We start from the raw sequence: 24,657 nt of genomic DNA on the forward strand, positions 1-24,657 counted from the left end.
CTGTCTGCAGTAGGCGGTTAAAACTCAGGTCGAAAAAACAGAATACGACACGAAAGCAGGTTCACTTAGTACGATATCGATCTTGTTGTAGCGATCGTCTTCGCCATTTGCGTTCAACACCGCGCCCTTCACCGCATTGCCGATCAGATTGCTTACCACGGTCTTGTAGTTGGCGTCGGTTGCGTCGGTTGCGAACAGGATTTCGGCGAGTAGAGCATGGCCGCGTGTGGCCGCGCGCAACACCACCCGGCCCGAGGTCGAGCGCAGCACGTTGATCGAGATGCGCGTCGTCTCCTGCGACACGGTCTGGTTTCCGCAATGCAGCGCCGCCGCGACGCCGCCGCGTTCGTAGCCGACGCCGAGATTCAACGCATGCACGAGGCTCGCGTCCTTGCCGCCCGCGATCGCGCCGCCGCCCGGATACGCCTTGGCGTAACCGACGATCGTGTCACCCGCGCGATCGCCGAAATTGCCCTGAATCGTGATGCCGTCGAGCGGTGTGCTGCCCGGCGCGGTAGAACTGCCGTAGACGAACTGCGGGCCGTCGCAGCCGGCGTTCTCGTCGTCCTGGCCGGGACGGTAGCGATTGCCGACGATCGTCGCCGCCTGCTGGTAATCGATCTGGATGTGGCAACTCTGACCGGGCGGCACATCGAGGTACGACGGATGGCCGCGCGTCGAGAATTTCCAGCGGCCGATCTTGCCGTCGCCGCCGCAACCGTTGCGCGAGAAGTAATTGCCGTTCACCACCTTGCCCCAGTTGCCGCTCTTCATATAGACGCCGGCACAGCCATTGCGATCGAACACCGCGCCGACGATCAGCGACTCCGCGCCGAGAATCACGCCGTGTCGCGCGTTCCATTCCCAGCGTCCGCCGATCACCTGCCAGAAGTTGTCGACGATATCGGCGCCGGCCGTATGGCAGAACATGCCGACGCAATTGATCAGCGAGCCGTCGGTGTGCTCGGTCGCGTAGAAGCCGCGCTCGCACATGTACGCATAGCAGCGCTCGAGCGTCGAGGTGACGCCGAGTTCGTAGCCCGCGCGCGAAAAACCGATCGCCGTGCAACGACTAGCCCCGGCCGACGTACCGAAGTGGATGCCGATCGCCGTGTTGCCGGTGTGCGCCGGATAGTTGGCGAGGTAGTAGATGACCTTGTCGTAATGCGCGGGCCGCACCTGCACATGCTCGACGAACGCCGAGTCGCCGAGCGTCAGCGCCGCCGACCTCGGGCCGCCCGAGTCCTGTCTCTCCAGCACGGTCGCCCCCATCGCGATGTCGGTGATCACCACGTATTCGCCGCCGCCGTCGCCGCGCAGTCTCGAGCCGTTCGCGGTGGCCAGGTCGCCGGTGTAACGCCAGATGCCGCGCGGTAGATACAGCCCGCGCGCACCACTCGCGAACGCTTCCCTGAGTTCAGCGCCGCAGTCGTAACCGGACGCGCCGCGCTGGATCGCCGCCAGCCGGTGCGGATCGACGAAGCGCGCGACGCTGACCTCGAGTCCCGCGACGATATCGCTGAGCGTCTTCAGATAGCTCGGCGCAACCGGTTCCGATGCGGCACGCTCGGGCACGGACGCGGCGACGCGCAGGATGCCGCCGGCACCGTCGCCCGCGCCGTTACCCATACTCGCGAACGCGTCGCGCTCGCGCAGCGCGTGCCCCGTCGCGCGCGCGACGCCCAAATCGGCGGTGCTTGCACTGGCCCCGGCCAGGCCGCCGAGCAGGAACGTCTTGAGCGCCTGTCGCCGGGTTTTCATCTAGCCTTCCCCCATTGCGTTACTCCGTTTTTTTTCACGTCGAGAGATCGACAGGCGTCACTCCACCGTGATGCTTTGCGCCTGCTCGGCGGCCACCTGACGCGCGCTCACGGTCATGGGAACCGGCACCGCACGCGCCTTCGCGCTGCGAATCAGGCCCTGCACGCCTGGCGGTCTGAACAGCGGCACACGATACTTGCGGCTGAAACGCCACAAGCTGTTCATATGCCGGCGCCCCGCCTTGCTCAGGAAGCCCGCTGCCGACGCACGCTGATGCTCGTGCGTGAGTCGCGCGCCCGGCACGCACAGCACGCGGTAGCCCGCCTGCCAGATGCGCGCGCAAAAATCGACGTCCTCCATATAGAGAAAGAAGTGCTCGTCCATGCCGCCGAGTTCGCCGAATAACGCGCGCCGCACGATAAAGCCCGTGCCCAGCACCCAGTCGGCCTCGAACGGCGTGCCCGCGGCCCACGCTTCGCGCATCATGTGGTTGTCGATGCGGCGCTTGAACGCGCCGAGCCGCCCGAGCGGCGAACGCCGGCCGAGTATGTCGAGCACTGAATAAAACCGCCGCGCGGAAAACTGCCGCTCGCCATCCGGATAGACCAGATCGAGACCGACGAGGCCGACATCCTTCTCCGTTCTGAACAACTGCACCGCGTTTTCGAGCGATGTATCGACGAAATAGGTGTCCGGGTTCAGCACGAGCACGAGCTCGCGCAGACAGCCGACCATGCCGAAGTTGACGCCGGCTCCGAAGCCGCGATTGATCGACGTTTTGACGAGCCTCACTCCCGTCGGTAGCGTCTCCCTCAGATAGGAAAACGAATTGTCGGGTGAAGCGTTGTCCACCACGACGATGTCCTCCTTATCCGCAATCGAAAGTTCGAGCACGGAGCGAACGCAATTTCCGACCAGTTTTGGCGTGTTGTAATTGACGATCACAACGCTAAACATTCCCTTCAGGTTCATCCCCACCTCCTGCTTTACATCAGGTGTTCGTGGAATTACCCCCAAACACGGCTTTCTGGTTCTTGCACCTTGCTTCGCGCTCTTCGCGCGCACTACCGACTACTCACTGCTCGTCCGCGCGACGCAGACGATCTGGAGCGCACTGCCTTCCCGTTCGCTACGTGCTGTTTGGACGCGGTCCGCCCACGTAATCGAACACTGGCAATGTCATCAGGATGAAGAGAAACGGAATCACTTCGATCGATTGATAGAAGAGCGTTTGAAATAAAGCGGCCCAGACGCACAACGAAATCCGGCTCGCGCTGCTCGCGAGTTTCGTCACCGATATCAGCACGCCGTAATAGAAGATCGCGCCCATCAGGCCGATATTCAGAATCTGCTGCAGCACGCTCGATTCGACGACGCCGAACTCCTGTTTCACCGGCTCGGGTGCCGAGTTCGTGACGAGCCCAAAGTACGTGCCGGCGATCACGTTGACCGGCAATACGAGCGACTTGGCCTTCTCCCATGCTTCGGTGCGGCCGTCGTTGCCGTCCGATTGCGGATCGGTCGCGCCCATGAGCCGTTCGGTGCCGACGTTGACGACACTATCGTTCTGACTGCTCACGGCGACGCCGAAGATCATGATTGCCATCGTCGCGAACACGGTGGCAACGATCAGTTTCGCGTTTCTCGTGATGAACTGGATCGGCGCCTGCACGAACGCGAGCCCGAACGTGCCGAGAATGATCAGCATGCCGCTACGCGACAGCGCCGAGAAAATCGCAAAGCTGAGCACCGCGCACGCGAGGCCCGACAGCACGTTCTTGCGCACCAGATAGTCGACGCCGCACAGCGACGCGGCAATCGCGACGAACAGCGGGTAGTGCAGATAGCTGCCGGTCAGCGACGGCGCGCGCAGATTGTCGAAGCCGTACGTCGCGCCGGGCAGATCGATCGGGAAAACGTTCTGCTGCTGCGCGAGCGCGACGGCCGCCTCGATCAGCGCGATCAGCACGAGCCCCGCATAGGCGACGCGCGGCCGCACGAAGCGCTTCTGATAGTTCGAGATCGTGTAGAAATAGATGAACAGCGTGAAGATGAAGACGAACAGATAGGACGGCCCGAGCTCACCGGTGAGCGCGAGCGTCGCGACGATCGACAGCCCGGTCGAGAACAGCATGCCCACGAGGAAGCCGAACGACAGGCGTCCTTCGTCGCGGAAGTAAGCGGCAATCGCCGTCGGCGAGATGTACCACACGAGCAGCCCGACGATGCCGCCGACCTGGATCAGATAGGCGGCGTCCTTGCCGATCAGATACTCGAGCACGCCGCGCGAGGCACACAGCACGACGGCCAGCAGATAGGCGATGGTTGCGATCATGGCGTCAGGCCTGATACGCCACGGAGGCGTTGACGTTGACCGGATCACCGCGGTAGATGCGCTCGATCACGTCCTGGAACTCATCGATTTCGCAGACGTTGAGCAAGGTGCCATCGTGCTCGACGCCTTCCGCGCCGAGCGGCGTCGAGACGACAGGCAGTTTCGCCGCGAGCATTTCGAGCGTCTTGAGCTTGACGCCGGCGCCCGACAGCAGCGGCACCACGCCGATATCGGCGGACTCGAAGTACTTGCCCGGATTTTCGACGAAGCCGGTCACGCAAATATCGTCGCTATTCAGGCGCTTTACGCGGTCGCTCGGATCGGAGCCGACCACGAACAGCTTCAGTTGCAGGCCGCGCCGGCGCAGCGGCAGAAAAATCGTGTCGACGAAATTGAGCAGCGCCTCTTCGTTTTCACGGCGTTGCATCGCCCCCCAGAACAGGATGTTGCCTTTCTCGACCGTGTCTTTGGAGCGCCGCACTTCCTTCAGAAACGCCGGCAGTGAGATCGGCACGACCTGCAACGCGCCGACCCCGGGGTACAGGCCGTTGATCAGCTGCGAGTCCTTGCTGGACAGCACGAGCACCTTGTCGGCCAGCTTCAGCAGACGCTGCTCGAGCATGAACGTCTGCCGGATGAACAGCCATCCTTCGATGGACTTGATGCGCAACATGACCTGGATCTGCAAGTCATGCGCGCACATCACGATCTTCACGCGGTCGTGGAAACGGTCGCGCAGATTCTGGGCATACGCAAAGCATTGCGAGAACTCGAGCCGCACGGTGTCGTATCGGTTCCTGTCGACGAGCTCGCAGAGGAACTTGCCGATCGCGGGTTTATAGCGCGAGAACAGGCGCGGTGAAAAAGTCAGCGGATTCGCGAGGAACGACGGGATCAGGTCGAACCGGCTCACGTACTGGATGTACACGTTGCGCACGTTCGCGCGGAACTCGATGTCCTTTTCGTCGACCGGCACGCGCGACACGATCAGCACGTCGAGCTCCGATTCCGCGCTCAGTTTGACCAGGTAGTCGTAGGCCAAACGGTGGCCAGCTTGCGGCGCGTTTTTCTGAGGCAGAAAAGGCGTGACAAATAGCTGTTTCATCCGAGTAGTCCCTTGCCTGTACGGTATGCGCCCGGTAAGCGCGGCCGTAAGATCCCTTCGCATTGCCATGTTGGTTTTCTGAGCGGTCCAGTCGGGCGCTACGCCCCGCTCCGCGGGCGCGTCGCGAACCAGGCGCCGCGCTTATCTGTCGTACGGTTTGTAGATGTAGGCCGCGTAGCGATAGCGTCCGTAGCCGTAGCTGTAGCGTCCCGGCCGCATCCGCAGTCCGTTCATGATCACGCCGCGCACCGGCAGACCGACCTTCTGCATCTGGCGGACCGACTCACGCAGCTCGCCGATGCCCGTGACACCCTGACGCGCGACGAAGAACGTCGTCCCTGCCACGCAGGCGAGCCGGACCGCATCCGCGGCGAGCAGCACCGGCGGTCCGTCGAGCAGTACGACGTCGTAGCCGGTCGCGACCTGGCGCAGCACCGCTTCGAGCCGTGTGTTCGACAGTACGTCGCTCGGGCTCGTAACCTGGCGGCCGCTCGCGATGAAGTCGACACCCTGGAAACGGGTCGCGCGAATCAGCTCTTCGGGACGGTGCGCGCCCTGGATCAGATCGGTGAGGCCGGGACCGCGATCGCCGCCGAGATGCCGATGCAGGAAGCCGCGACGCAGGTCGCCGTCGATCAGCAGGACGCGCTTGCCGGTCGCACCGATTACCGCGGCGAGATTCAGCGACACGAACGACTTGCCGATGCCCGGCGTCGGGCCCGTGATCAGCACAATCTGGTTGCGCGCCTTGGTCATCGTGAATTCGAGCGCGGTGCGAAAGCCACGCAGACTTTCGATGGCCGGATCGATCACCGCTTCGCCCGCAAGCACGAGCGCCTTCGATTCCGGACGGCGACGGCTGTGCGCGAACCGCTCTTCCTGACGGCTGAACGGCACGCTCGCGTAGACCGGCAAACCGGTGCGCAGCTCGACTTCGTACGGATCGTCGATCGCGTCGAACAGACGCTGACGCACGAGCGCGATCACCGAGCCGACGAACACGCCCAGCATCAGCGCGCCGATGATGATCAGCAGCGGCTTGGGCCGCACCGGCGTATCGGGAGCGACGGCGCCGTCGACGATGCGCACGTTGCCGGCCTTACCCGCCTTGATCAGCTTCAGCTGTTCGAGCGTATTGCGCAGCGACGTATCGAGCTCGGTGCCGACCTGCACGTCGCGCTGCAGGCGCAGCACGTTCTGTTCGAGCGGCGGCAGCGATTGCGTCCGGCTCGCGAGATCTTTCGCTTCCTGTTGCGCCGCATGCAACTGCGCGTTGACCGACTGCACGGCCGGATGCTGGTCGGTGAAGCGCGTCAGCAGTTCATTGCGCTTCTGTTGAAGTTCCGCGAGCCGCGTCTGCGTCTGAACCGACAGTTGCAGCAGGTTGGTCGCTTCCTCGCCGAGATCGACGGTGCCATGCTTCGCGCGGAAGTCGTTGAAGCGCGTTTCCGAAGCGGAAAGCTGCTGGCGCATTTCCGGAAGCTGTATTTCGAGGAAACGGATCGAACGCTCCGCTTCCTCGGATTTGCGCTTCAGGTTCTGGCTCACGTATTCGCCAGCGATGGTCGCGAGAATCGCGCTGATCCTCTTCGGATCGCTGCCTTCGAGCGACACGCCGAGGATGTCCGATTCCTTGCCTTTTTCCGAGATCGTCAGTTCCTTGCGCAGCTTTTCGGTCGTCGTCAGCGCGGACTGGCGCCGCACTTCGAAGGTCGCGCCGGGCTTCGCCTCGATCCGGTCGACGACGAGCGTGAGCGGCCCGTAGTTGGTCGTCGCGGTCAGCGGTTCGCCGACCGTGCCGTCGAGCTTCAGCTTGCCGTATTGCAACTCGTAGCTCGATCCCTCGCCCATCTTCAGTACGAACGGACGGTCGAATAGCTCTTCGGGGACGTCGAACTTCGACACCGTGATGCGCTCGTTGCCGTACACGTAGCCGTGCGGTCCCGGCGTCGACAGACGATCGGAATGACGGCCGAGCCAGCGGCCCAACAGCGGGAAGTAGCGCGGCGCCGCTTCGATGTCGAGATTGAGCTTCTCGACCGCGCGGCCCACCACCATGCGCGAGCCGATCACCTGCGCCTCGCCTGACGTCGCGGTCTTCACGTCGAACATCGCGGACACGTCGCCGATCACGCTCTTGGACGAGGTACCCGCGTTCTCCTCGACCTGCACCAGAATGTCCGCGCGATACACGGGTTGGGAGAACACCGAATAAGCGATGCCGAGCGCGACCGCGATGGCCGTCGTGATGGCAATCAGCTTGCGATTGTCGTACAGCGCATCCAGATAGTTCGCGAAGCCTGCCGGCGGATGTTCGATGTTGTTGTTCCGGCTATCGAACGGTGTACTGCTTTGGTTCATGCGAGTTCTCCCAAAGTCTCGACGGTTTGCCACTTATTCTCGGCGCCGGGACCGGCACGTCGCCGCATCCAGTCATGCCTGTGTCCATCGAGCTGACCGCCTCGATCGGACGGGGGTAGCTGATTTACGCCACATCGGCTACCTTTGTGTGTAACAGCGCCTATGCGAAGTCGGCTCTTTTCCCTAACATCGCACCACATGCTTTCTTACGGACCCCGAAATGAACAAACTTCTTGCCGCCGTATTGCCGGTATTGCTGACCGCCCAGGTGGGTTACGCGCAGAGCATCGTGTCCGCCGCCTCTTCCGCTTATGCGCCGCGTTATGTGGCCAAACACTCGCAACTCGACGCGATGACGCCTCATGCGGCCAGTTCCACCACGCTCTACGGCTCCTCGTCGGATTTCGCGTACGCTAAAAAGAACCGCTATGTCGCGCCCAACGTGTACACCCAAACGAAAAACAGCCTTCCGAAGCAGAAACGTACAAGCGTTGCACAGCCTGTCCGCGGCAAGAACTCAGCGGACCCCTACGGCAGCGATTTGTGGAATTCAGACCAGACCTACGCGTCTCCCGATACCTCCGATCCGTACAGCGCGCGCTGAGCTGTAGCGCATCACCGTCTGGATCCCCCGTATCGCCGATGTGGCCGCTTGCGGCCACATTCCTGTTTGGTTGAACTGACTGCCTGGCCCGGTAGCGAAGGTTCCCCGATTAGCCGCGTCTCGTCCGCCGTTTTTCCACGCAAACGCTCACGACATACACATGCTTTTGTTCTGATGAGTCTGGCTTTTTCGCCGACCCACTGAGCCGATCATCGCCGACTCCGCGCCGTCACCGCGGCCTCGTTTACCCTGTCGAACCACGCGCTTCAGCGCTCGATAAAATACCTTTCCTTGGCGATCATAATATTCAGAGAGCCCGTCCTTACAACGTTCGGCAGCGCACACAAAAGCCGATTGCCACAGGGTTGCTTCAGACAAATCACGCGATAAGAAACGCGTGTGTTAAAGCTACGATAACGGCGCGGATATACACGCCGTTTGCCACAATCAGCGCCGGCTATTTTCAGGGCACCGGACGCGGATTATCCGCATAGCGCGCGCGTCGGCGCGACGATGCGAGGTGCGTCGAACTTTCGCCGATGTGCATGATTTCAGCCAGACGCCGCGCGTAATGCTCGGGCAGATATTCTTCGACGTCGTACTTTCTGTGTTCATCGGCAAGATGAATGGCGAGTTCGCCGAGCGCCTGTTTCAGACTGCCCGGATCGAACTTGAACTTGATCTTGTTGCCGACCGATTCCGCGGTCACCGCCATGCTGCCGCCATCGCGAACCAGCACCGGCAGACCGAGCATCGCCGCCTCGATCACGACAAGGGGCGCGTTCTCCGCGCCCACCGACGGCACGACCACCGCATCGGCGAACTCGCGCATGGCGGGAAACAACTGCTGCTGCGGCATCGTGCCGAACAGGATCAGCTTGCGCTGTGCGATCAGCGACGCGTAGCGCTGCTCGATCGCCGCGCGGTCCGGGCCGTCGCCGTAAACGCCGATGCTATTGATGCGCTCGAAGCCCGCCGCCTCGCAGAGCGTCAGAAATTGCAGCAGGCCTTTCTCAGGCGAGATCCGTCCGACGAACGCGATGTTGAAGCGCTCCTTGTCACGCACCGTGACAATTGGCATCGCGGTCGGCACCGCCGACGGATTGTGCACGATGACCGTATTCTCGATGCCGACGCGATGCAGCGCCTGCTGCATGAACAGGCTCGGACACAAGATCCTGTCGAACACGCGCGCAGGCTGATAGGCCGCGCGCACCGCGTGCCACCACGCCTTCGTCATCAGATCGTGCACGAGGCCCTTCGGCGTCGGCCGCAACGTGAAGACCGCGCGTGTGCGCAGCACGTCGAGCGGCAGAATGATCGGACGCTTATCCTTGTCGAAGTACTGCAGCGACGGGTTGTAGTAGACGAGATGATAGTCGTGGCAGGTGTGATACGCGCGGTAACCGAACTGACGCTCGTGCCGCGCGATCACGCTGAGAATGGAAGGCGACAGCACGTTGTGGTAGTTGTGCACCATCAGCCGATGCGGCCGGAAACGATGCAGCGCCTTTTCGAGCGCGCGCGCGGCGGTCGTGTTCCAGGAGCGCGACAGCATCGTCGAGCGCGCGGAAAACTGGCTATCGTCGAAACGCTCGACCTCGACGCCGGGCAGCGTGCCCAACAGCTCGGCCGATTGTTGATAGACCACTTCCGCGCCGCCCATGTGCGCGTAATCGTTGATCACCAGTACCCTGCAGCGCTGCATGTTCTCCTCCTGTCGTATGTCCCTCGTGCCGTCTCGCGAAAAACCCGGACGGCTTTGCCCGGACGAACCGCTTCGTCCAGGCGCTCCCTCTGTTCAAAACTGCGGAAACTTGCCGCGCCAGCCTCCACCCTCGCGCAGATACCGCAGAAACAGTGCAATGCCGCTCAATTGCGCCGCGAAGCGCAGCGTCGATGCCGCATCGTCGATGATGATCGTGCGTAGCCGGTACGGATCGGTGTGCTGATCGTTCCAGCCGATGTCGCAGGTGCGCGCGGTTTTGAAGCCCGCGGCCCGCACGAACTCCACTTCGCGTTCACCGTAATTGCCGTTCGGATACGCGAAGTGCTCGCACGGTTGTTGCAGCAGCGCCGCGATCTCATGGCGGCTGTCGCGGATTTCGGCCTCGCTTTCAGCGTCGCTGCAATGCGTGAGGATCGGATGGAAGCGCGTATGCGCCTGGAAGTCGATGTGCTCGCGCATCGCCTGCATCGCTTCGATCGACAGGCCGGTCGGCCGGTCGTCGCCGTCCTGCTGGTAGCCTTGGGCCGCCAGCGCGGCGAGGCGCTCGTCGTTCGTCATCCGCTTCAGACGTTCGTGGCCGACGCGCAGCGAGCCCGGATGCAGCCACCAGTGACTGCGTGGCCGTCCGACGATGCGGCTGCACAGGAAGATCGTCGGGCGCACGTTGTGCTTGATGAACACCGGCAACAGCTTCGCGTTGCCCGCGTGGCCGTCGTCGAGCGTGATCGCCACGCGTGGCCGGCCGCGGCCGGGCGCGCTGACGTCGGTCAACGGCACGAACTCGCACAGCTTGCCGAGATAAGTCAGGTGACGGTCGAGCGTGTCCGGATCGGGATCGTGATAAAGCAGCACGGCCACGCGATCGCGCCACAGCACCTTGCGCGTGAACCAGGCGAGACCCGAAATCAGGACGAAGCCCGCGAGCATCTCCTTCACGAGCAGCTTGTAGCGCTTCATGCGGCGCCCGCGGTAGCTGTCGGACAGGTGCGAGCGCGCAGGCGCGCCAGTTGCCTGGGTTTTATTCACCTGAGCGCTCCGGCATGGGTGCATGGGCGACGGGCCACGTGCGTTGCCGCGCACCCGCTTTCAACGAACCGATAATGTGCCGCGCCACGGTCGGCGACGCGTGCTTGGTTCCATAGACGAAGCGCATCACGGGCCCGAAGCTGTGCGCGCACGCGGGTCCGATCACATAGAGGCCGCGCACACGCGTTTCGTAATGCGACGTCAGGTCGGGCATGCCGCCCTGATTCGAAATCGCGTCGGCCAGATCTTTGGACAGGAACGCGTGCTGCCGCATGTCGGTTTTGAAACCGGTCGCGGCGATCACGTGATCGGCGCTCACCCGCGCTTCCTTGCCGTCGGTCAGCACGCTCAGTACGACGCGGTCGTTTTCGACCGCCGCGGAGCGCACCACGGTGCGATGCGAAATCTGCACCTTGCCGACCACGCGATCGTGCAGCCACCACGCGCCGGACGCGCCGTACGTGTGCTCCATGATCTGCTTGCGGCGTCGCGGGTCGAGCATGTGGAACACGCCCGGAAACTCGGACAGGAACAGCGAGCGCCAGCCGCGCCCCAGTCCCGCGTCGGGCCGCTTGATGCGCGACAGGATGTTGCGACCGCCCTGCGGCCGCTCATGCCACACCACGCTGCTCTCGCGCATCAGCACATGCGCGCGCGCGCCGAGCTCGTTGAGCAGCGCGGACAGCCCGAGCGCCGACTGCCCGCCGCCGACGATCGCAATGTCCTTGCCGCGCGCCCACTCGAGGTTCCCATACAGCTCCGAATGCGACGCATATTGCGCCGGCAAGTCCCGCAGCGCCGGCGGGGTTTGCGCGAAGCCCTTCAGGCCGAGCGCGATCACGACTCTGCGCGCGGCGAGCGAGCGGCCGTCGCTCAGCGACAGCTTGAACTGATCGCCGACGCGGCGCAATGCGAGCACGTCGACCGGCCGGATTTCGCCGACCAGATTCGACTGGAACCACAGCCCGTACTCGACGAAGGTTTCGAGCGTCAGCGCCATGCCGAGCGGTTGGTAAGGCAGTCCTTTCAGGCGGCAGTAGTCTTCGACGGTAAAGCCGCTGCGCGGCGCGTGCAGGCTCGACGCGAAAGCCTCGGAGCGCAGCAGCATGCCGGGCGGCATGTAGTTGCGCCACGCTCCCATCGGTTCCCCGAGGATCTGGTGATCCACGCCGGCGGCCTTCAGATGCGCGGCCAGAGAAGATCCGTAGGGCCCCGCGCCAATGATGATGGTATCGGTCAAAGACATTGCTGGTCTCCAGGGGGAACGGCTTGCGTCGCCAGCGTCAGGCTTTGGCCTGACGCGACTCAGGCGCCCTGATCGCTTTTTTCCAGCTGCGCTTCATGCGTCGCAGCGGATTCATCACGACATAGTGCTGCAACGCTGGTAACGGATCGTTCCAGCGGAAATAGCCATCGAAAATTTTTGTGCGCTCGCTCAGCAATTCGGGCGGCGGCCGGTCGGAAAACGTCGCGCGCCACGCAACCGGTTGCCGGCTCAGGCGCTCGACGGGCAATGGCAGGCCGAGTTCATGGCGGTACGCGGCAAGCGGAATGTTGACGCCGCACAGCGTCGCGATCTCCTCCTGCCAGTCCGTGCGGCCGACCGTCGGCTCGACCATCACGAACTCGTTGTAGTTGTCGTCCCACTTGTACTCGATGCTGCCCATGCCGTCGAAACCGGCCAGCTCGGCGAAGCGCCGCGTCAGCGGTTCGAGCGTCCCGCGCGCTTCGGGCGCGGCCACGCAGATCGCGGTATTGCCGACGCCCGGCGGCGAGCTCAACACCTTGCGGCCGGTGAACATGCTGACCACGTTGCCGTCGGCGCCGCGATAGAACAGCGTGAAGTGGATGTTGCTGTCAGGCCCCTCGATCCACTCCTGCGCGATGATGCCGCCCGGCGTCGCGAGCATCGCGATAGCGCGATCGCGTGCCTGCTGCAGCGTGTCGACGCGCACCGCGCGTTCTTTCTCGCCGCGCAGCACGTTGCGCTTGTCGTCCGGTTTCAGCACGCACGGGTAGCGCAATTCGGCCAGCCGTTCGATGTCGGCAAGCTTGTCGAGCACGACCGAGCGCGGCACCGGAAAGCCATGCCGCTGCGCGAATTCGTGAAAGCGCGCCTTGCTCGACAACATCTTGACGGTGTCGTCGGCCGGCAGGCGGAACCGATACCAGTGCGACAAAGCCGCCCGATTTTCCGACACGGCATGCACCGCGTCTTCGTCGGTCAGAATCAGAACTGGCAGACGATCGAACCGCTTGCCGAGTTCGATCATTTCATCAACGAATATTTTCCCGACAAAACTCTTTACCTGATGCGCATGAACGTGTCGGCACCACGTCGCCGCGCGGGTCCTCGTATCGACTGCGATAACCGGAACACGGGCCTGCGCGAGCGATCGCGCCACCCCCAGTCCGTTCAACTCTGCTCCAACGATAACTCCTGCCGATTGACCTGAGTCGTATGCGCTCGCCATAGTGTCGATATCCTTGCTTCGTACGTGCGCGGACCCTCGAAGACAGACTTCGAGACTCCGCGCAATCGAATTATCGAATCGGATAGAAATCCTTTTTATCGCCTCGCGGGGGCGCTTTGGCGTTAAAGCCTGGTTCCGGCGGCATGCATGCATGAGCGCGGCAGGCGCGTCCTGGCACGCGCCGTGTGTCGAATCATGGTCTTGCGATTTACCGCAGCGTGAGCATTGCGCTGCTCTCGCCGTGACCTACTTTACGTTTCGGCCTGATCTCGATACGTGCGCCGGCGCACAGAGAACAATAGAAAGCAGGAAAGGAAGAAAAACCCTTTAAAAAGGCGCAGAGCCTTATTCGGTAAGGGTTTCGACGATTTCTTCATTGTTATGTAAAAAGGTTGCGAAGCATTAATTTATTGCAGCGCGATAATGGCGGAAAAAAACTTTCTAATGGGGCTATAAAGTGCTGGATCGCACAAAAGATATGCGCTGCGAATGCTATTCGTAGCGCGTCGGGAAAATGCTTATTTACCTTCGCTCAAGCCGCGCTCGAGTGCCGCGACTCCCGCCGGCAGATCGACCTTGACGCCGAGATCGACCATCGTGCGCCCCAGCGCATGCACGGTGCGAAACAGGTTGTGCTCGCGGCACTGTTCACCCATCTGGCCGATACGCACGATCGGCAGACCGAACGAGCCCGAGATTTCCACCTGATGCTGCCGCGAGATATGCGCGCAGACGTCGGCGGGACTGAGGCCGTCCGGCACTTCGATGCCGACCACCGAATTCAGCCGGCAATTCTCCGGCGCATACAGTTGCAGGCCCATCGCGGTGACGCCTTGTTGCAACGCGAGCGAGCATTTCAGATGGCGCGCGAAGCGCTTCTCCAGCGTCTCCGCGCAGACGAGCCGCAGCGCCTCGTGCAGCGCGAGCACGCCCGACACCGGCGCCGTGTAGTGATACCCGGCGTTGTGCCAGAAGTTTTCCGCCAGCGACGCATCGAGGCACCAGTGCGTATTGGGCACCGTGCGGCCTTTGACGCGCGCCCAGGCCGCGTCTGAAAACGCAATCAGCGACACGCCCGGAATCGATGACAAGCCCTTCTGGCCGCCGGTGATCACCGCATCGATGCCCCAGGTATCCATTTCGAGCGGCATGGTGCTCAGCGTGCAGACCGCGTCGACGATCACGAGCGCGCCCGCTTCCTTCGCAAGCGCGGCGATGTCTTTCAGATGATGATTCCACACGGTGTTCGAGGTCTCGCCCTGCACGACCGTGACGACCTCGGGACGCTCGCGGCGCAGCGCGTCGGCGATCTGGTCGAGACTCGCGACCGTGCGGTCCGCGACTTCGAGCATGCTCACGCGCGCGCCGACGCGCCGGCCCATTTCGCCCATGCGGTCGCTGAAGAAGCCGTTCTTGATGCACAGCATGCGCGTGCCTTCCCACGCGAGATTGGAGATCGCCATCTCCATCGCGCCCGATCCCGGTCCCGCGACGCCGAGCACCCACTTCGACTGCGTCTGGAACACGTAGCGCGCCATCGTTTTCACCTGGTTCACCACCTTCGCCATCGTGCCGCCCAGATGGTTGATCACGATCGCATTGGCCTTCGCGACCGCGACGGGAATCGGCACGGGGCCGGCGCCCATCATCAGCAGCGGTTCTTCGGGAAGGATGGCGTCGAGTGATTCGACTATCGGACAGGGGACGGACGAAGCAACGGTAGTGGAGGTCGAAGTCGGCACGATCGGTGTATGAATGTGAAGCGCAAAGGAACGAACGGCCTCGCGGCAGGCACGCCGCTCGAGGCCGTTCGTCCGATCATTCACCGAACCGTGTGATTGCGCAAGTTTTTTGGCCAAGGTAGCCAGCCGTCATGCGCGAGCGGTACCCGCGTTCACCACATCACCCTACTCTTTCATCCGCGAAGTCGCCTAACATCGAGAAACAGCTTCTTCGGAGCCCGATATGCGCACGATCCTGTTCAGCAGTCGTCAATACGACGTCGATACATTCACCGAGGCCAATGCCGCGCATGGCTATGAACTGCATTTCCAGGAATCCCCTCTCGACAGCGAGACCGCGATCCTCGCGCATGGCTACGACGTGGTCTGCCCGTTCGTCAACGACAGCGTCGACGCCGCCACGCTCGAACGGCTTCATGCGGGCGGCACGCGCATGATCGCGCTGCGCTCGGCGGGCTTCAATCACGTCGACCTCGCGGCGGCCGAGCGGCTCGGCATGCCGGTCGCACGCGTGCCGGCCTACTCGCCGTACGCGGTCGCCGAACATGCGGCCGGGCTGATTCTCGCGCTGAACCGGCGCCTGCCGCGCGCGGTCGCGCGAACGCGCGAAGGCGACTTCTCGCTGCATGGGCTGCTCGGCTTCGACCTGCATGGCAAGACGGTCGGCGTGATCGGCGCGGGCATCATCGGCCGGGTGTTCGCGCGCATCATGGCGGGCTTCGGCATGCAGGTGCTCGCCTACGATCCGGGGCCGCCGGCCGACGAACTGCTCGCGCTCGGCGCGCGCTACGTGCCGCTCGATACCTTGCTCGCCGAATCGGACGTCGTCAGTCTGCATTGCCCGCTGTTGCCCGACACCTATCACCTGATCGACCGCGCCGCGCTGGCGAAGATGAAGCGCGGCGCGATGCTGATCAACACCGGGCGCGGCGGGCTCGTCGAGGCGAACGCACTGATCGGCGCGTTGAAGGACGGCCAGCTCGGCCATCTCGGGCTCGACGTGTACGAGGAAGAAGGCGGCATCTTTTTCGAGGATCATTCGAATCTGCCGCTACAGGACGACGTGCTCGCGCGTCTGTTGATGTTTCCGAACGTGATCGTCACCGCGCACCAGGCGTTCTTCACGCGCGAGGCGATGACCGAGATCGCGCAGACCACGCTCGCGAACATCGCGGCGTGGCAGGCGGGCACGCCGCGCAACGTCGTGCAGGCGGGGTAGCCGTGATAACCGAGGCGCACGCGAATTGCCGCCGACCGCGAAAGTCAGACGTCGCTGTCGCTGCCCAATTGGGTCGCGCGAATCGCGGTGCGGGCATCATCGGCCGCGCCGCACAGCTCACGGAGCAATCCCGCCTCGCGCTCGTGCACTTCGACCGGACACCAGCGCGCGCCCGCCTCGGCCAGATAGCGCGCGCGATGCTGGCCGTTGCGAAACGCCACCACCCCCTCGCGCTCGATGCCGACCCAGCCGAGCAATCCCGGCGCGCGACGCGTGGAGATCGTCACGTAGGGCATCTGCGGAATCCGCGGGCTGTCGGGATCGAGAAACTCGCGAATGCCGCGGACCTTGCCCGCGTGCCATTCGGCGACCGGCTTCAGCACGTAATCGGTGTTGTCGCGATTCGCGCACACGAGCAGCTTGCGCAGATCGACGAGCACGACCTGGTGACGTGTGCCGTCGGCGACGAAGACGCGCTTCAGACGCACATGGTCGTACCACGCATGCTCGTGCAACGGCACGATCCAGACAGCTTCGGCGTAGCCCGGCGCGGGTGCCGGCGATGAATTGGGCAAAGGCAGGGACAAAGGCAGGCTCGGCAAGCTGGCGGCAGAACGCCAGAGCATTAATAGAGCGCTAACGCTACGAGCCGGACGTGACGGAAACATGACAGCCTACCGGATTAATTACGCCGCATGAGCGCACGGCAACACTGCCTGATCGACAGGCAATCGGGGAGCTTCAGATACCCTTCAGATATACACAACGATGATAGCCTTCCAATATTTGAATAACCATGTGCGAATCGAGTCGAATGACGGCAACGGCGTCGCTACGATCGTGCTGGAGAGGCCCGCGCGGCGCAATGCGGTCGATCGGCAGGTGGCCGAGGCGTTGAGCGCTGCGTTCAGCCGCTTCGAGGCCGAGCCGGCGTGGCACGCGGCCGTGCTGTTCGGCGCGGGCGGCACGTTTTGCGCGGGCGCGGACCTCGGCGCGCTCGCCGACGCTACGCGCCGCAATGAGCTGCACGCGGACGGCAGCGGCCCGGGGCCGATGGGACCGACACGCACATGCTTCAGCAAGCCGGTGATCGCCGCGATCGCCGGCTATGCGGTGGCGGGTGGGCTCGAGCTTGCCGCGATGTGCGACCTGCGCGTCGTCGAGGAAGATGCGGTGCTCGGCGTGTTCTGCCGGCGTGTCGGCATTCCGCTGATCGACGGCGGCACGATCCGGCTGCCGCGACTGATCGGTCTGTCGCGTGCGCTCGATCTGATCCTGACCGGCCGCGCGGTCGATGCGCGCGAGGCGCTTTCGTTCGGGCTCGCCAACCGCGTGGTGCCGAAGGGCGAAGCGCGCGCGGCCGCCGAGCAACTGGCCGCGGAGCTCGCCGCGTTTCCGCAGGCGGCGCTGCTCGCCGATCGTCGCTCCGCACTCGAGAACAGCACGCTGGACGATCTCGCCGAGGCATTGCGGCGCGAAGGCGCGGGCGGCTACGCGGCGGTCTTCGCCGAGGGCGTGGCAGGCGCGGCGCGCTTTGCATCCGGCGCGGGCCGTCATGGCGACGCGTTCGACGCGGATCGCGGATAAGTCGGCGCCGCGCGATCGGTGACAGGTTTGCAATCGCCGGTCGCGACACCCCGCGCGCACGAGACCTGGGTTACCCGAAACGAACAGGAGGAAATGCGATGGCGACGATCTACCGGGAAATCGCCGTGGCAACCATCGCGGCCGATGCATGGGCCGCGCTGCGCGATCCCGCCGAGGTCGCCCGCGTATTCGCGGGCGTGCTGATCGCGGCGCGCATGGAAGGCGACCTGCGCTGGGTCACCTTCGCCGACGGCACCGTGGTCGAGGAACGCGTGATTGCCGTCGACGATGCCCACATGCGGCTCGCCTACTCGGTGGGCGGCGGGCGCTTCGAGCATCATCATGCGACGCTGCAGGTCGTGGCCGACACGTCCGCACATTGCCGCGTGATCTGGATCGCCGACTTCAAGCCCGACGATCGCAGCAACGTGGTCGAAGCGCTGACGGATGCGGGCTGCGCGGCACTCGGGCGCAACCTCGCGCGGCGCTGAACGGCGCCCGGCGGCTCGGGCTCCCGCCGCCGCGTTCCACAAAAAACAACAGCTTTCCTGACAGCCTGCAGGCCAGATTTGACTTAGGTAGAATCCCCTACTGTTTTTCCCTATCCGGCGACAGCGTTTCCGCCTTCGGAATCGCCCGCCCGGCGCCCGTTTTTCGCGCCGCTTCGCGCGTCACACTCCATCATCGCCATGCCATTGCCTCTGCTTGCCCTTGCCGTTGCCGCGTTTGGAATCGGTACCACCGAGTTCGTCATCATGGGCCTGTTGCCCGATGTCGCGCGCGATCTGTCCGTGTCGATTCCGGCGGCTGGCATGCTGGTGTCCGCGTATGCGCTCGGCGTCACGATCGGCGCGCCGATCGTCGCGATCGCGGTTGCCAACATGCCGCGCAAAAAGGCGCTGATGAGCCTGATCGGCGTGTTCATCGTCGGCAATCTGCTTTGCGCGATCGCGCCGGGCTATGCGGTGCTGATGGCCGCGCGCATCGTCACCGCGTTCTGCCACGGCGCGTTTTTCGGCATCGGCTCGGTGGTCGCGGCCGGGCTCGTCGCGCCGAATCGCCGCGCGCAGGCAATCGCGCTGATGTTCACCGGCCTCACGCTCGCCAACGTGCTCGGCGTGCCGCTCGGCACCGCGCTCGGCCAGGCGGTCGGCTGGCGCGCTACTTTCTGGGCCGTGACCGGCATCGGCGTGCTGGCGGCGGCCGCGCTCGCGGTGTGCCTGCCCGCGAAGATCGAGATGCACAAGGCGAGCCTCGTGCGCGAATTCAGCGTGCTGAAGAACCCGCAGGTGCTGATGGTGCTCGGTATCAGCGTGCTCGCGTCGGCGAGCCTGTTTTCGACCTTCACCTACATCACGCCGATTCTCGAAGACGTGGCCGGCTTCACGCCGCACGCGGTCACCATGGTGCTGCTCTTGTTCGGCCTCGGCCTGACGGTCGGCAGCACGCTCGGCGGCAAGCTCGCGGACTGGCGGCTGATGCCGTCGCTGGTCGCGTTCCTGATGGCGATCGTCGTGATCCTGTGCGTGTTCGCGGGCACGATGCACGCGCGCACTCCGGCGATGCTGACCGTGTTCGTGTGGGGGGTGCTCGCATTCGCGATCGTGCCGCCGCTGCAGATGTTGATCGTCGATCGGGCGAGCCACGCGCCGAATCTGGCGTCGACGCTGAATCAGGGGGCGTTCAACCTCGGCAACGCGACCGGCGCGTGGCTCGGCGGCATGGCGATCGGCGCCGGCGCGCCGCTGACGACGCTGCCGTGGGTCGGCGTCGCGACCGCGCTCGGCGCGCTGTTGTTGACATTGTGGTCGGTGTCGATCGAGCGGCGGGTGGCCGTGACGGGGTGAGCCGGCCGGCTCGAAGTCGTCCGCGTCTCACTGGTACGGTATTGCGTCAGCGCTCGCGATCGGCGTCGATGAAAACGGCCGGCCACGATGCCGTGATCGGCGTGCTGTTGTGCGCGGCGCTCGCGTTTCTGGCGGCGGCGCGGTGGGAGCGCCGGCGGATCTCGCTGCGGGCGCCGAATTGACGAATAGACGCTAATTGCTGGCTTTTACGATCTATACGCAGGGTGATAATCTCAACCCACGTTGCGCGGACACTCGACAAACGGCCCATACTTCGTGGCGCCGCCGCAAGCAACGGGGAGTCCGCCATGGTCTCGATGCGCCTGTTGCTCCGTGCCAGCCTGTTGGGCACGGCGATCGCGGTAGCCGCGATCGTCGCGGCGAACTGTGGAGGCGGCGGAGGCGGAGACAGCAGTGCCCCGACGGGCGCGAGCGTCGGCGCCGGCGGTAGCGGCGCATCCGGCGCATCGACCCCGGCCGCAGCGAGCGGCGGCACCACCAGCGGTGGCACCACGAGCGGCGGCACCACCACCGGTAGCACCGGCGGCTCGGGCACCGCGATGGGGGGCACATCGGCGGCAGCCGTGCACGACGTGCTCACCTATCACGACGACATCGCGCGCACCGGCCAGAACCTCGGCGAAACCACGCTGACGCCCGCCAACGTGGCGGCTTCGACGTTCGGCAAGGTCGGCTTCTTTAGCGTCGACGGCAAGGTCGACGCGCAGCCGCTATTCGTCGCTTCGCTGGCGATCGCGGGCGGCACGCACAACGTGCTGTACGTCGCGACCGAGAACGACAGTGTGTACGCATTCGATGCCGACACCGGCGCGACCCTGTGGCAGGTGCGCACACTCGGCACCGGCGAAACCCCGAGCGACGACCTCGGCTGCACCCAGATCGTGAACACCATCGGCATCACCTCGACACCGGTGATCGACCGTTCGCGCGGCACGCACGGCACGATCTACGTGGTCGCGATGTCGAAGGACGCGGCCGGCGGCTACCATCATCGCATTCACGCGCTCGACCTCGCGACCGGCGCCGAGCTGCTGAACGGTCCCACCGAAGTCGCCGCCTCTTACCCGGGCACCGGCGCGGGCAATACGAACGGCGTCTTGCCGTTCACCACGTCGTTGTACGCGGAGCGCGCGGGGCTGCTGTTGCTCGGCAACACGGTCTACACGTCATGGACCTCGCACTGCGACCACGGCGGCTATACGGGCTGGATCATGGGCTACGGCGCCGACACGTTGCAGCAGACCACCGTGCTCAACCTGGCACCTAACGGCATCGGCGGCGCGATCTGGATGAGCGGCGCGGGACCGGCGTCGGACGGCTCGTCGATCTATCTGCTCGATGCCAACGGCACCTTCGACACGACGATGACGTCGAGCGGCTTCCCCGCCAACAACGATTTCGGCAATACGTTCCTGAAGCTCGGCACGGCGGGAGGCCTGTCGGTGGCGGACTACTTCGCGATGACGAACGTCGTGCACGAGTCCAACGACGACATCGACCTCGGCTCCGGCGGCGCACTGGTGCTGCCGGACCTGACCGACGCGGGCGGCACCGTACAGCATCTGACGCTCGGCGCGGGCAAGGACAGCACCATCTACGTGCTGAATCGCGACTCGATGGGCAAGTTCAACCCGACGGCCGACAACATCTATCAGGAGATTCCCGCGCAGCTGGCCGGCGGCGAGTTCGGCATGCCCGCCTATTTCAACGGGCGCGTGTATTTCGGCTCGGTCGGCGATCATCTGAAGGCATTCACCGTGACCAACGCGAAGCTGTCGATCACACCGACCGCGCAAAGCGCGATGACGTTCGCCTATCCCGGGACGACGCCGAGCATCTCGGCGAACGGCACCACGAACGGCATCGTGTGGGCCGCCGAAAACGGCACCGTCGCGGCCCTGCATGCGTTCGACCCGATAACGCTCAACGAGCTGTACAACAGCAACCAGATGGGCACGCGCGATCAGTTCGGCACGGGCAACAAGTTCATCACACCATTGATCGCAAACGGCAAGGTGTATGTCGGCACGACGAATGGGGTGGCCGTATTCGGGTTGCTGGGTGGGTGAAGCGGACGACGCGCCGATTAATTGCGACACGGTACGCCCAAGGTCTCGCACAAACGACGAGGGCCGGCATTGCGCGCCGGCCCTCGCTCATCGTGACTGCCGCGCGCTCACCCTCGCGCCGGCAGAACCTCTCCGGCACACGCGCCGAACCCCACGCGATACCCGTTGCCCTGGCACCAGCCGACGAGCGTCAACTCATCGCCGTCCTCGATGAACGTGCGCGTGCCGCCCTCCTTCAACGCCAGCGGCTTCTTGCCGTTCCACGTCAGCTCCAGCAGGCTGCCGTACGAATCCTCGGTCGGCCCGCTGATCGTCCCCGAGCCCATCAGGTCGCCCACCCGCGTATTGCAGCCCGCCACCGTGTGATGCGCGAGCTGCTGCGCCATCGTCCAGTACATGTATTTGAAGTTGGTCCGCGCGATCGTGCTCGCTTGCCGCGCGGGTTGCGCACGCAATGTCACTTCGAGGTGAATGTCGAACGCATGCTTTCCTCGATGCCGCAGATAGGCGAGCGGCTCTGGCTCCTGCACCGGCTGCGCGACGCGGAAGGGTTCGAGCGCATCGAGCGTGACGACCCACGGTGAGATCGTCGTCGCGAAGGTCTTTGCATTGAATGGGCCGAGCGGCACGTATTCCCATTGCTGGATGTCGCGCGCGCTCCAGTCGTTCAGCAGCACCATGCCGAAAATGTGCGCCTCCGCGTCCTCGCACGCGATCGGCTCGCCCAGCGCATTGCCGCCGCCGATGATGAAACCCGTCTCCAGTTCGATATCGAGCTTGCGGCTCGCGCCGAACACCGGACGCTCCCGGTCGGGCAACTTCAGCTGACCATTGGGACGACGCACCGGCGTCCCGCTCACGACCACCGACGACGCCCGTCCGTTGTAGCCGATCGGCATCTCCGACCAGTTCGGCAGCAGCGCATTCTTCGGATCGCGGAACATCGCGCCGACGTTGGTCGCGTGTTCCTTCGATGAATAGAAATCCGTGTAGCCCGGAATCTGCACCGGCAGATGCAGACGCGCATCGGCCGCGCGCACGAGCACCTTCGCGCGCAACGCGGCATCGTCGCGCAGCGTCGCGGTGTCGCGCGCGAGCAGTTCGCTCAGCTGGATACGCACGCTGCGCCACACGTCGCGGCCAAGCGCGATGAAATCGTTCAGCGCATCGCGCGCGAACACGTTGTGCGCCGGCACGTTCAGCAGACCCGCGGCCTGCAACGCGGCGAGATCGACGATCCGATCGCCGATCGCGACGCCCACGCGACGCGCGTCGTTGCCATGGTCGCTGAAAATGCCGAACGGCAGGTTCTGGATCGGGAAGTCGCCAGCCGGGTCGTTGGCCGACTCGATCCAGCTCTTGCGCGACGCATCGAGCGTCGCCTGGAGATCGTTCACCGCGTTCATCGTTGCTCCGGATTGAAGTGTTTCTTGAGGCCTTGCCAGCACTCGGAGTAATGCGCCTGCAATTGCGCGGTTTCGAGCGCGAAGCGCGTCGGCTTGATCAGCGTGCGGGTCTCGAACATGAAGGCCATCGTGTCGTCGACCTTCTTCGGCACCGAGGTATCGAGATGCGACGCCTTCTCGAACGTGTCCGCGTCCGGGCCGTGTCCCGTCATGCAATTGTGCAGGCTCGCGCCGCCGGGCACGAAGCCCTCGGCCTTCGCGTCGTAGACGCCATGCACGAGGCCCATGAACTCGCTCGCGACGTTGCGATGGAACCAGGGCGGCCGGAACGTATCTTCGGCGGCGAGCCAGCGCGGCGGGAAGATCACGAAGTCGATCGTATCGACACCCGGCGTGTCGCTTTGCGATTGCAGCACGAGGAAGATCGACGGATCCGGATGGTCGAAGCTGATCGAGCCGATCGTGTTGAAGCGGCGCAGGTCGTATTTGTACGGCGCGTAGTTGCCGTGCCATGCCACTACGTCGAGGGGCGAATGGCCGGTGTCCGCGCGCCACAGATTGCCGTTCATCTTCGCGACGAGTTCGAACGCGCCTTCGCGGTCTTCGTACGCGGCGTGCGGCGTCAGGAAATCGCGTGGATTCGCGAGACCGTTGGAGCCGATCGGCCCCAGTTCCGGCAGACGCAGCAGCGCACCGAAGTTCTCGCAGATATACCCGCGCGCGCTGCCGTCCGGCAGGCTGACCGCGAAGCGCACGCCGCGCGGAATTACCGCGATCTCGAACGGCTCGATATCGACGTGGCCCATTTCGGTCGCGATATGCAGGCGCCCTTGTTGCGGCACGATCAGGAGCTCACCGTCGGCGCTGTAGAAGAAGCGATCGCGCATCGAGCGGTTCGCCGCGTAGAGATGAATCGCGCAACCGCTCATCGCTTCGGCCGAGCCGTTGCCCGCCATCGTGACCCAGCCGTCGATGAAATCGGTCGGTTCGCTGGGCATCGGCAGGGGGTCCCAGCGCAGTTGGTTCGGCGGCGTCGGCGGCACCTCGGCGAAGTTCGCGACGAGCCGCTCCGACGGCATCGACGTGAACGGCTTGTGCATGGCCGCCGGACGAATCCGGTACAGCCACGAGCGACGGTTGTGACCGCGTGGCGCCGTAAACGCCGTGCCGGAAATCTGTTCGGCATACAAACCATAGGCCGCGCGTTGCGGCGAATTGCGGCCGGTCGGCAACGCGCCCGGCAACGCCTCGGTCGCGAATTCATTCGCGAAACCCGACTGATAGCCGGGCTCGATTTCAGGCCGCAGGCGTTCGTCGGCCGGCGTACGTGTTGAGGTATCCATACAAGGTTCTCCGCGAGTTGCTCGATTC

At 64.3% G+C, this 24,657-nt stretch carries 19 protein-coding genes; 6 read left to right on the forward strand and 13 right to left on the reverse strand.

Going from position 1 to position 24,657, the window contains the following annotated elements; genetic code table 11:
- Positions 1–24: 24 nt before the first annotated feature.
- The 5 genes from OKW45_RS29655 to OKW45_RS29675 form a co-directional block, all read right to left on the reverse strand.
- A complete protein-coding gene (locus OKW45_RS29655) occupies positions 25–1,761 on the reverse strand; it encodes a hypothetical protein (protein ID WP_429472694.1) in 1,737 nt (578 codons plus the stop codon).
- 57 nt (positions 1,762–1,818) lie between these two features.
- Positions 1,819–2,733: a glycosyltransferase family 2 protein gene (locus tag OKW45_RS29660; RefSeq protein WP_429472695.1), complete on the reverse strand. Its 915-nt coding sequence runs from the start codon at positions 2,731–2,733 to the stop codon at positions 1,819–1,821.
- A gap of 157 nt (positions 2,734–2,890) precedes the next feature.
- Entirely contained in the window at positions 2,891–4,096 is a 1,206-nt protein-coding gene (locus OKW45_RS29665) for a hypothetical protein (protein WP_429472696.1), read from the reverse strand.
- A gap of 4 nt (positions 4,097–4,100) precedes the next feature.
- Positions 4,101–5,201 carry a glycosyltransferase gene (locus OKW45_RS29670; protein ID WP_429472697.1) on the reverse strand — a complete coding sequence of 367 codons (1,101 nt, stop codon included), beginning with the start codon at positions 5,199–5,201 and terminating at the stop codon, positions 4,101–4,103.
- A gap of 141 nt (positions 5,202–5,342) precedes the next feature.
- The gene (locus OKW45_RS29675) at positions 5,343–7,562 is read right to left on the reverse strand and encodes a GNVR domain-containing protein (RefSeq protein ID WP_429472698.1); all 2,220 of its coding nucleotides are present in this window, start codon (positions 7,560–7,562) and stop codon (positions 5,343–5,345) included.
- A gap of 220 nt (positions 7,563–7,782) precedes the next feature.
- Between OKW45_RS29675 and OKW45_RS29680 the strand changes: the two genes are divergently transcribed.
- Positions 7,783–8,166: a hypothetical protein gene (locus tag OKW45_RS29680; protein WP_429472699.1), complete on the forward strand. Its 384-nt coding sequence runs from the start codon at positions 7,783–7,785 to the stop codon at positions 8,164–8,166.
- A 463-nt stretch (positions 8,167–8,629) separates the two neighbouring features.
- On the opposite strand, the gene OKW45_RS29685 is transcribed toward OKW45_RS29680, so the two are convergent.
- From OKW45_RS29685 to OKW45_RS29705, 5 genes are all read right to left on the reverse strand, one after another.
- Positions 8,630–9,874 (reverse strand): glycosyltransferase, encoded by a 1,245-nt coding sequence (locus tag OKW45_RS29685; RefSeq protein ID WP_429472700.1) that lies wholly within the window; start codon positions 9,872–9,874, stop codon positions 8,630–8,632.
- A 93-nt stretch (positions 9,875–9,967) separates the two neighbouring features.
- A complete protein-coding gene (locus OKW45_RS29690; protein WP_184007938.1) occupies positions 9,968–10,852 on the reverse strand; it encodes a polysaccharide deacetylase family protein in 885 nt (294 codons plus the stop codon).
- A gap of 61 nt (positions 10,853–10,913) precedes the next feature.
- On the reverse strand, positions 10,914–12,167 hold the full coding sequence (locus tag OKW45_RS29695) for an FAD-dependent oxidoreductase (protein WP_429472701.1): 1,254 nt from the start codon (positions 12,165–12,167) through the stop codon (positions 10,914–10,916).
- A gap of 37 nt (positions 12,168–12,204) precedes the next feature.
- A complete protein-coding gene (locus OKW45_RS29700; protein WP_429472702.1) occupies positions 12,205–13,194 on the reverse strand; it encodes a carboxylate--amine ligase in 990 nt (329 codons plus the stop codon).
- Between the two features lie 719 nt (positions 13,195–13,913).
- Entirely contained in the window at positions 13,914–15,044 is a 1,131-nt protein-coding gene (locus OKW45_RS29705; protein ID WP_429472703.1) for a pyridoxal-phosphate-dependent aminotransferase family protein, read from the reverse strand.
- A gap of 316 nt (positions 15,045–15,360) precedes the next feature.
- Here OKW45_RS29705 and OKW45_RS29710 point away from each other — a divergent pair, with 316 nt between their 5' ends.
- The gene (locus OKW45_RS29710; RefSeq protein WP_018419530.1) at positions 15,361–16,356 is read left to right on the forward strand and encodes a 2-hydroxyacid dehydrogenase; all 996 of its coding nucleotides are present in this window, start codon (positions 15,361–15,363) and stop codon (positions 16,354–16,356) included.
- Positions 16,357–16,400: 44 nt separating this feature from the next.
- On the opposite strand, the gene OKW45_RS29715 is transcribed toward OKW45_RS29710, so the two are convergent.
- Positions 16,401–16,982, reverse strand: coding sequence for a plasmid fertility inhibition factor family protein (locus tag OKW45_RS29715; protein ID WP_429472704.1), 582 nt, complete (start codon positions 16,980–16,982; stop codon positions 16,401–16,403).
- Between the two features lie 142 nt (positions 16,983–17,124).
- Between OKW45_RS29715 and OKW45_RS29720 the strand changes: the two genes are divergently transcribed.
- The 4 genes from OKW45_RS29720 to OKW45_RS29735 all read left to right on the forward strand — a co-directional run bounded on the left by OKW45_RS29720 (position 17,125) and on the right by OKW45_RS29735 (position 21,880).
- Positions 17,125–17,943: a crotonase/enoyl-CoA hydratase family protein gene (locus OKW45_RS29720; RefSeq protein ID WP_026225614.1), complete on the forward strand. Its 819-nt coding sequence runs from the start codon at positions 17,125–17,127 to the stop codon at positions 17,941–17,943.
- A 98-nt stretch (positions 17,944–18,041) separates the two neighbouring features.
- Positions 18,042–18,434 carry an SRPBCC family protein gene (locus OKW45_RS29725; RefSeq protein WP_018419527.1) on the forward strand — a complete coding sequence of 131 codons (393 nt, stop codon included), beginning with the start codon at positions 18,042–18,044 and terminating at the stop codon, positions 18,432–18,434.
- 198 nt (positions 18,435–18,632) lie between these two features.
- Positions 18,633–19,790: an MFS transporter gene (locus OKW45_RS29730; RefSeq protein WP_429472705.1), complete on the forward strand. Its 1,158-nt coding sequence runs from the start codon at positions 18,633–18,635 to the stop codon at positions 19,788–19,790.
- A 308-nt stretch (positions 19,791–20,098) separates the two neighbouring features.
- Positions 20,099–21,880 (forward strand): outer membrane protein assembly factor BamB family protein, encoded by a 1,782-nt coding sequence (locus OKW45_RS29735; RefSeq protein WP_429472706.1) that lies wholly within the window; start codon positions 20,099–20,101, stop codon positions 21,878–21,880.
- Positions 21,881–21,987: 107 nt separating this feature from the next.
- On the opposite strand, the gene fahA is transcribed toward OKW45_RS29735, so the two are convergent.
- On the reverse strand, positions 21,988–23,286 hold the full coding sequence (gene fahA / locus OKW45_RS29740; protein WP_429472707.1) for a fumarylacetoacetase: 1,299 nt from the start codon (positions 23,284–23,286) through the stop codon (positions 21,988–21,990).
- Positions 23,283–24,629 (reverse strand): homogentisate 1,2-dioxygenase, encoded by a 1,347-nt coding sequence (gene hmgA / locus OKW45_RS29745; protein ID WP_429472708.1) that lies wholly within the window; start codon positions 24,627–24,629, stop codon positions 23,283–23,285. The genes fahA and hmgA overlap by 4 nt, the downstream gene beginning before the upstream one ends.
- Positions 24,630–24,657: the final 28 nt, after the last annotated feature.

The sequence above is a fragment of the Paraburkholderia lebeckiae genome, assembly GCF_050436225.1.
Lineage (GTDB): Bacteria > Pseudomonadota > Gammaproteobacteria > Burkholderiales > Burkholderiaceae > Paraburkholderia > Paraburkholderia tuberum.

Bases quoted from the DNA above. Each gene is read 5' to 3' on its own strand.
- OKW45_RS29655 (WP_429472694.1), bottom strand. From the start codon at position 1,761: ATGAAAACCCGGCGACAGGCGCTCAAGACGTTCCTGCTCGGCGGCCTG.
- OKW45_RS29660 (WP_429472695.1), bottom strand. From the start codon at position 2,733: ATGAACCTGAAGGGAATGTTTAGCGTTGTGATCGTCAATTACAACACG.
- OKW45_RS29665 (WP_429472696.1), bottom strand. From the start codon at position 4,096: ATGATCGCAACCATCGCCTATCTGCTGGCCGTCGTGCTGTGTGCCTCG.
- OKW45_RS29670 (WP_429472697.1), bottom strand. From the start codon at position 5,201: ATGAAACAGCTATTTGTCACGCCTTTTCTGCCTCAGAAAAACGCGCCG.
- OKW45_RS29675 (WP_429472698.1), bottom strand. From the start codon at position 7,562: ATGAACCAAAGCAGTACACCGTTCGATAGCCGGAACAACAACATCGAA.
- OKW45_RS29680 (WP_429472699.1), top strand. From the start codon at position 7,783: ATGAACAAACTTCTTGCCGCCGTATTGCCGGTATTGCTGACCGCCCAG.
- OKW45_RS29685 (WP_429472700.1), bottom strand. From the start codon at position 9,874: ATGCAGCGCTGCAGGGTACTGGTGATCAACGATTACGCGCACATGGGC.
- OKW45_RS29690 (WP_184007938.1), bottom strand. From the start codon at position 10,852: ATGAAGCGCTACAAGCTGCTCGTGAAGGAGATGCTCGCGGGCTTCGTC.
- OKW45_RS29695 (WP_429472701.1), bottom strand. From the start codon at position 12,167: ATGTCTTTGACCGATACCATCATCATTGGCGCGGGGCCCTACGGATCT.
- OKW45_RS29700 (WP_429472702.1), bottom strand. From the start codon at position 13,194: ATGATCGAACTCGGCAAGCGGTTCGATCGTCTGCCAGTTCTGATTCTG.
- OKW45_RS29705 (WP_429472703.1), bottom strand. From the start codon at position 15,044: ATGATGGGCGCCGGCCCCGTGCCGATTCCCGTCGCGGTCGCGAAGGCC.
- OKW45_RS29710 (WP_018419530.1), top strand. From the start codon at position 15,361: ATGCGCACGATCCTGTTCAGCAGTCGTCAATACGACGTCGATACATTC.
- OKW45_RS29715 (WP_429472704.1), bottom strand. From the start codon at position 16,982: ATGCTCTGGCGTTCTGCCGCCAGCTTGCCGAGCCTGCCTTTGTCCCTG.
- OKW45_RS29720 (WP_026225614.1), top strand. From the start codon at position 17,125: ATGATAGCCTTCCAATATTTGAATAACCATGTGCGAATCGAGTCGAAT.
- OKW45_RS29725 (WP_018419527.1), top strand. From the start codon at position 18,042: ATGGCGACGATCTACCGGGAAATCGCCGTGGCAACCATCGCGGCCGAT.
- OKW45_RS29730 (WP_429472705.1), top strand. From the start codon at position 18,633: ATGCCATTGCCTCTGCTTGCCCTTGCCGTTGCCGCGTTTGGAATCGGT.
- OKW45_RS29735 (WP_429472706.1), top strand. From the start codon at position 20,099: ATGGTCTCGATGCGCCTGTTGCTCCGTGCCAGCCTGTTGGGCACGGCG.
- fahA (WP_429472707.1), bottom strand. From the start codon at position 23,286: ATGAACGCGGTGAACGATCTCCAGGCGACGCTCGATGCGTCGCGCAAG.
- hmgA (WP_429472708.1), bottom strand. From the start codon at position 24,629: ATGGATACCTCAACACGTACGCCGGCCGACGAACGCCTGCGGCCTGAA.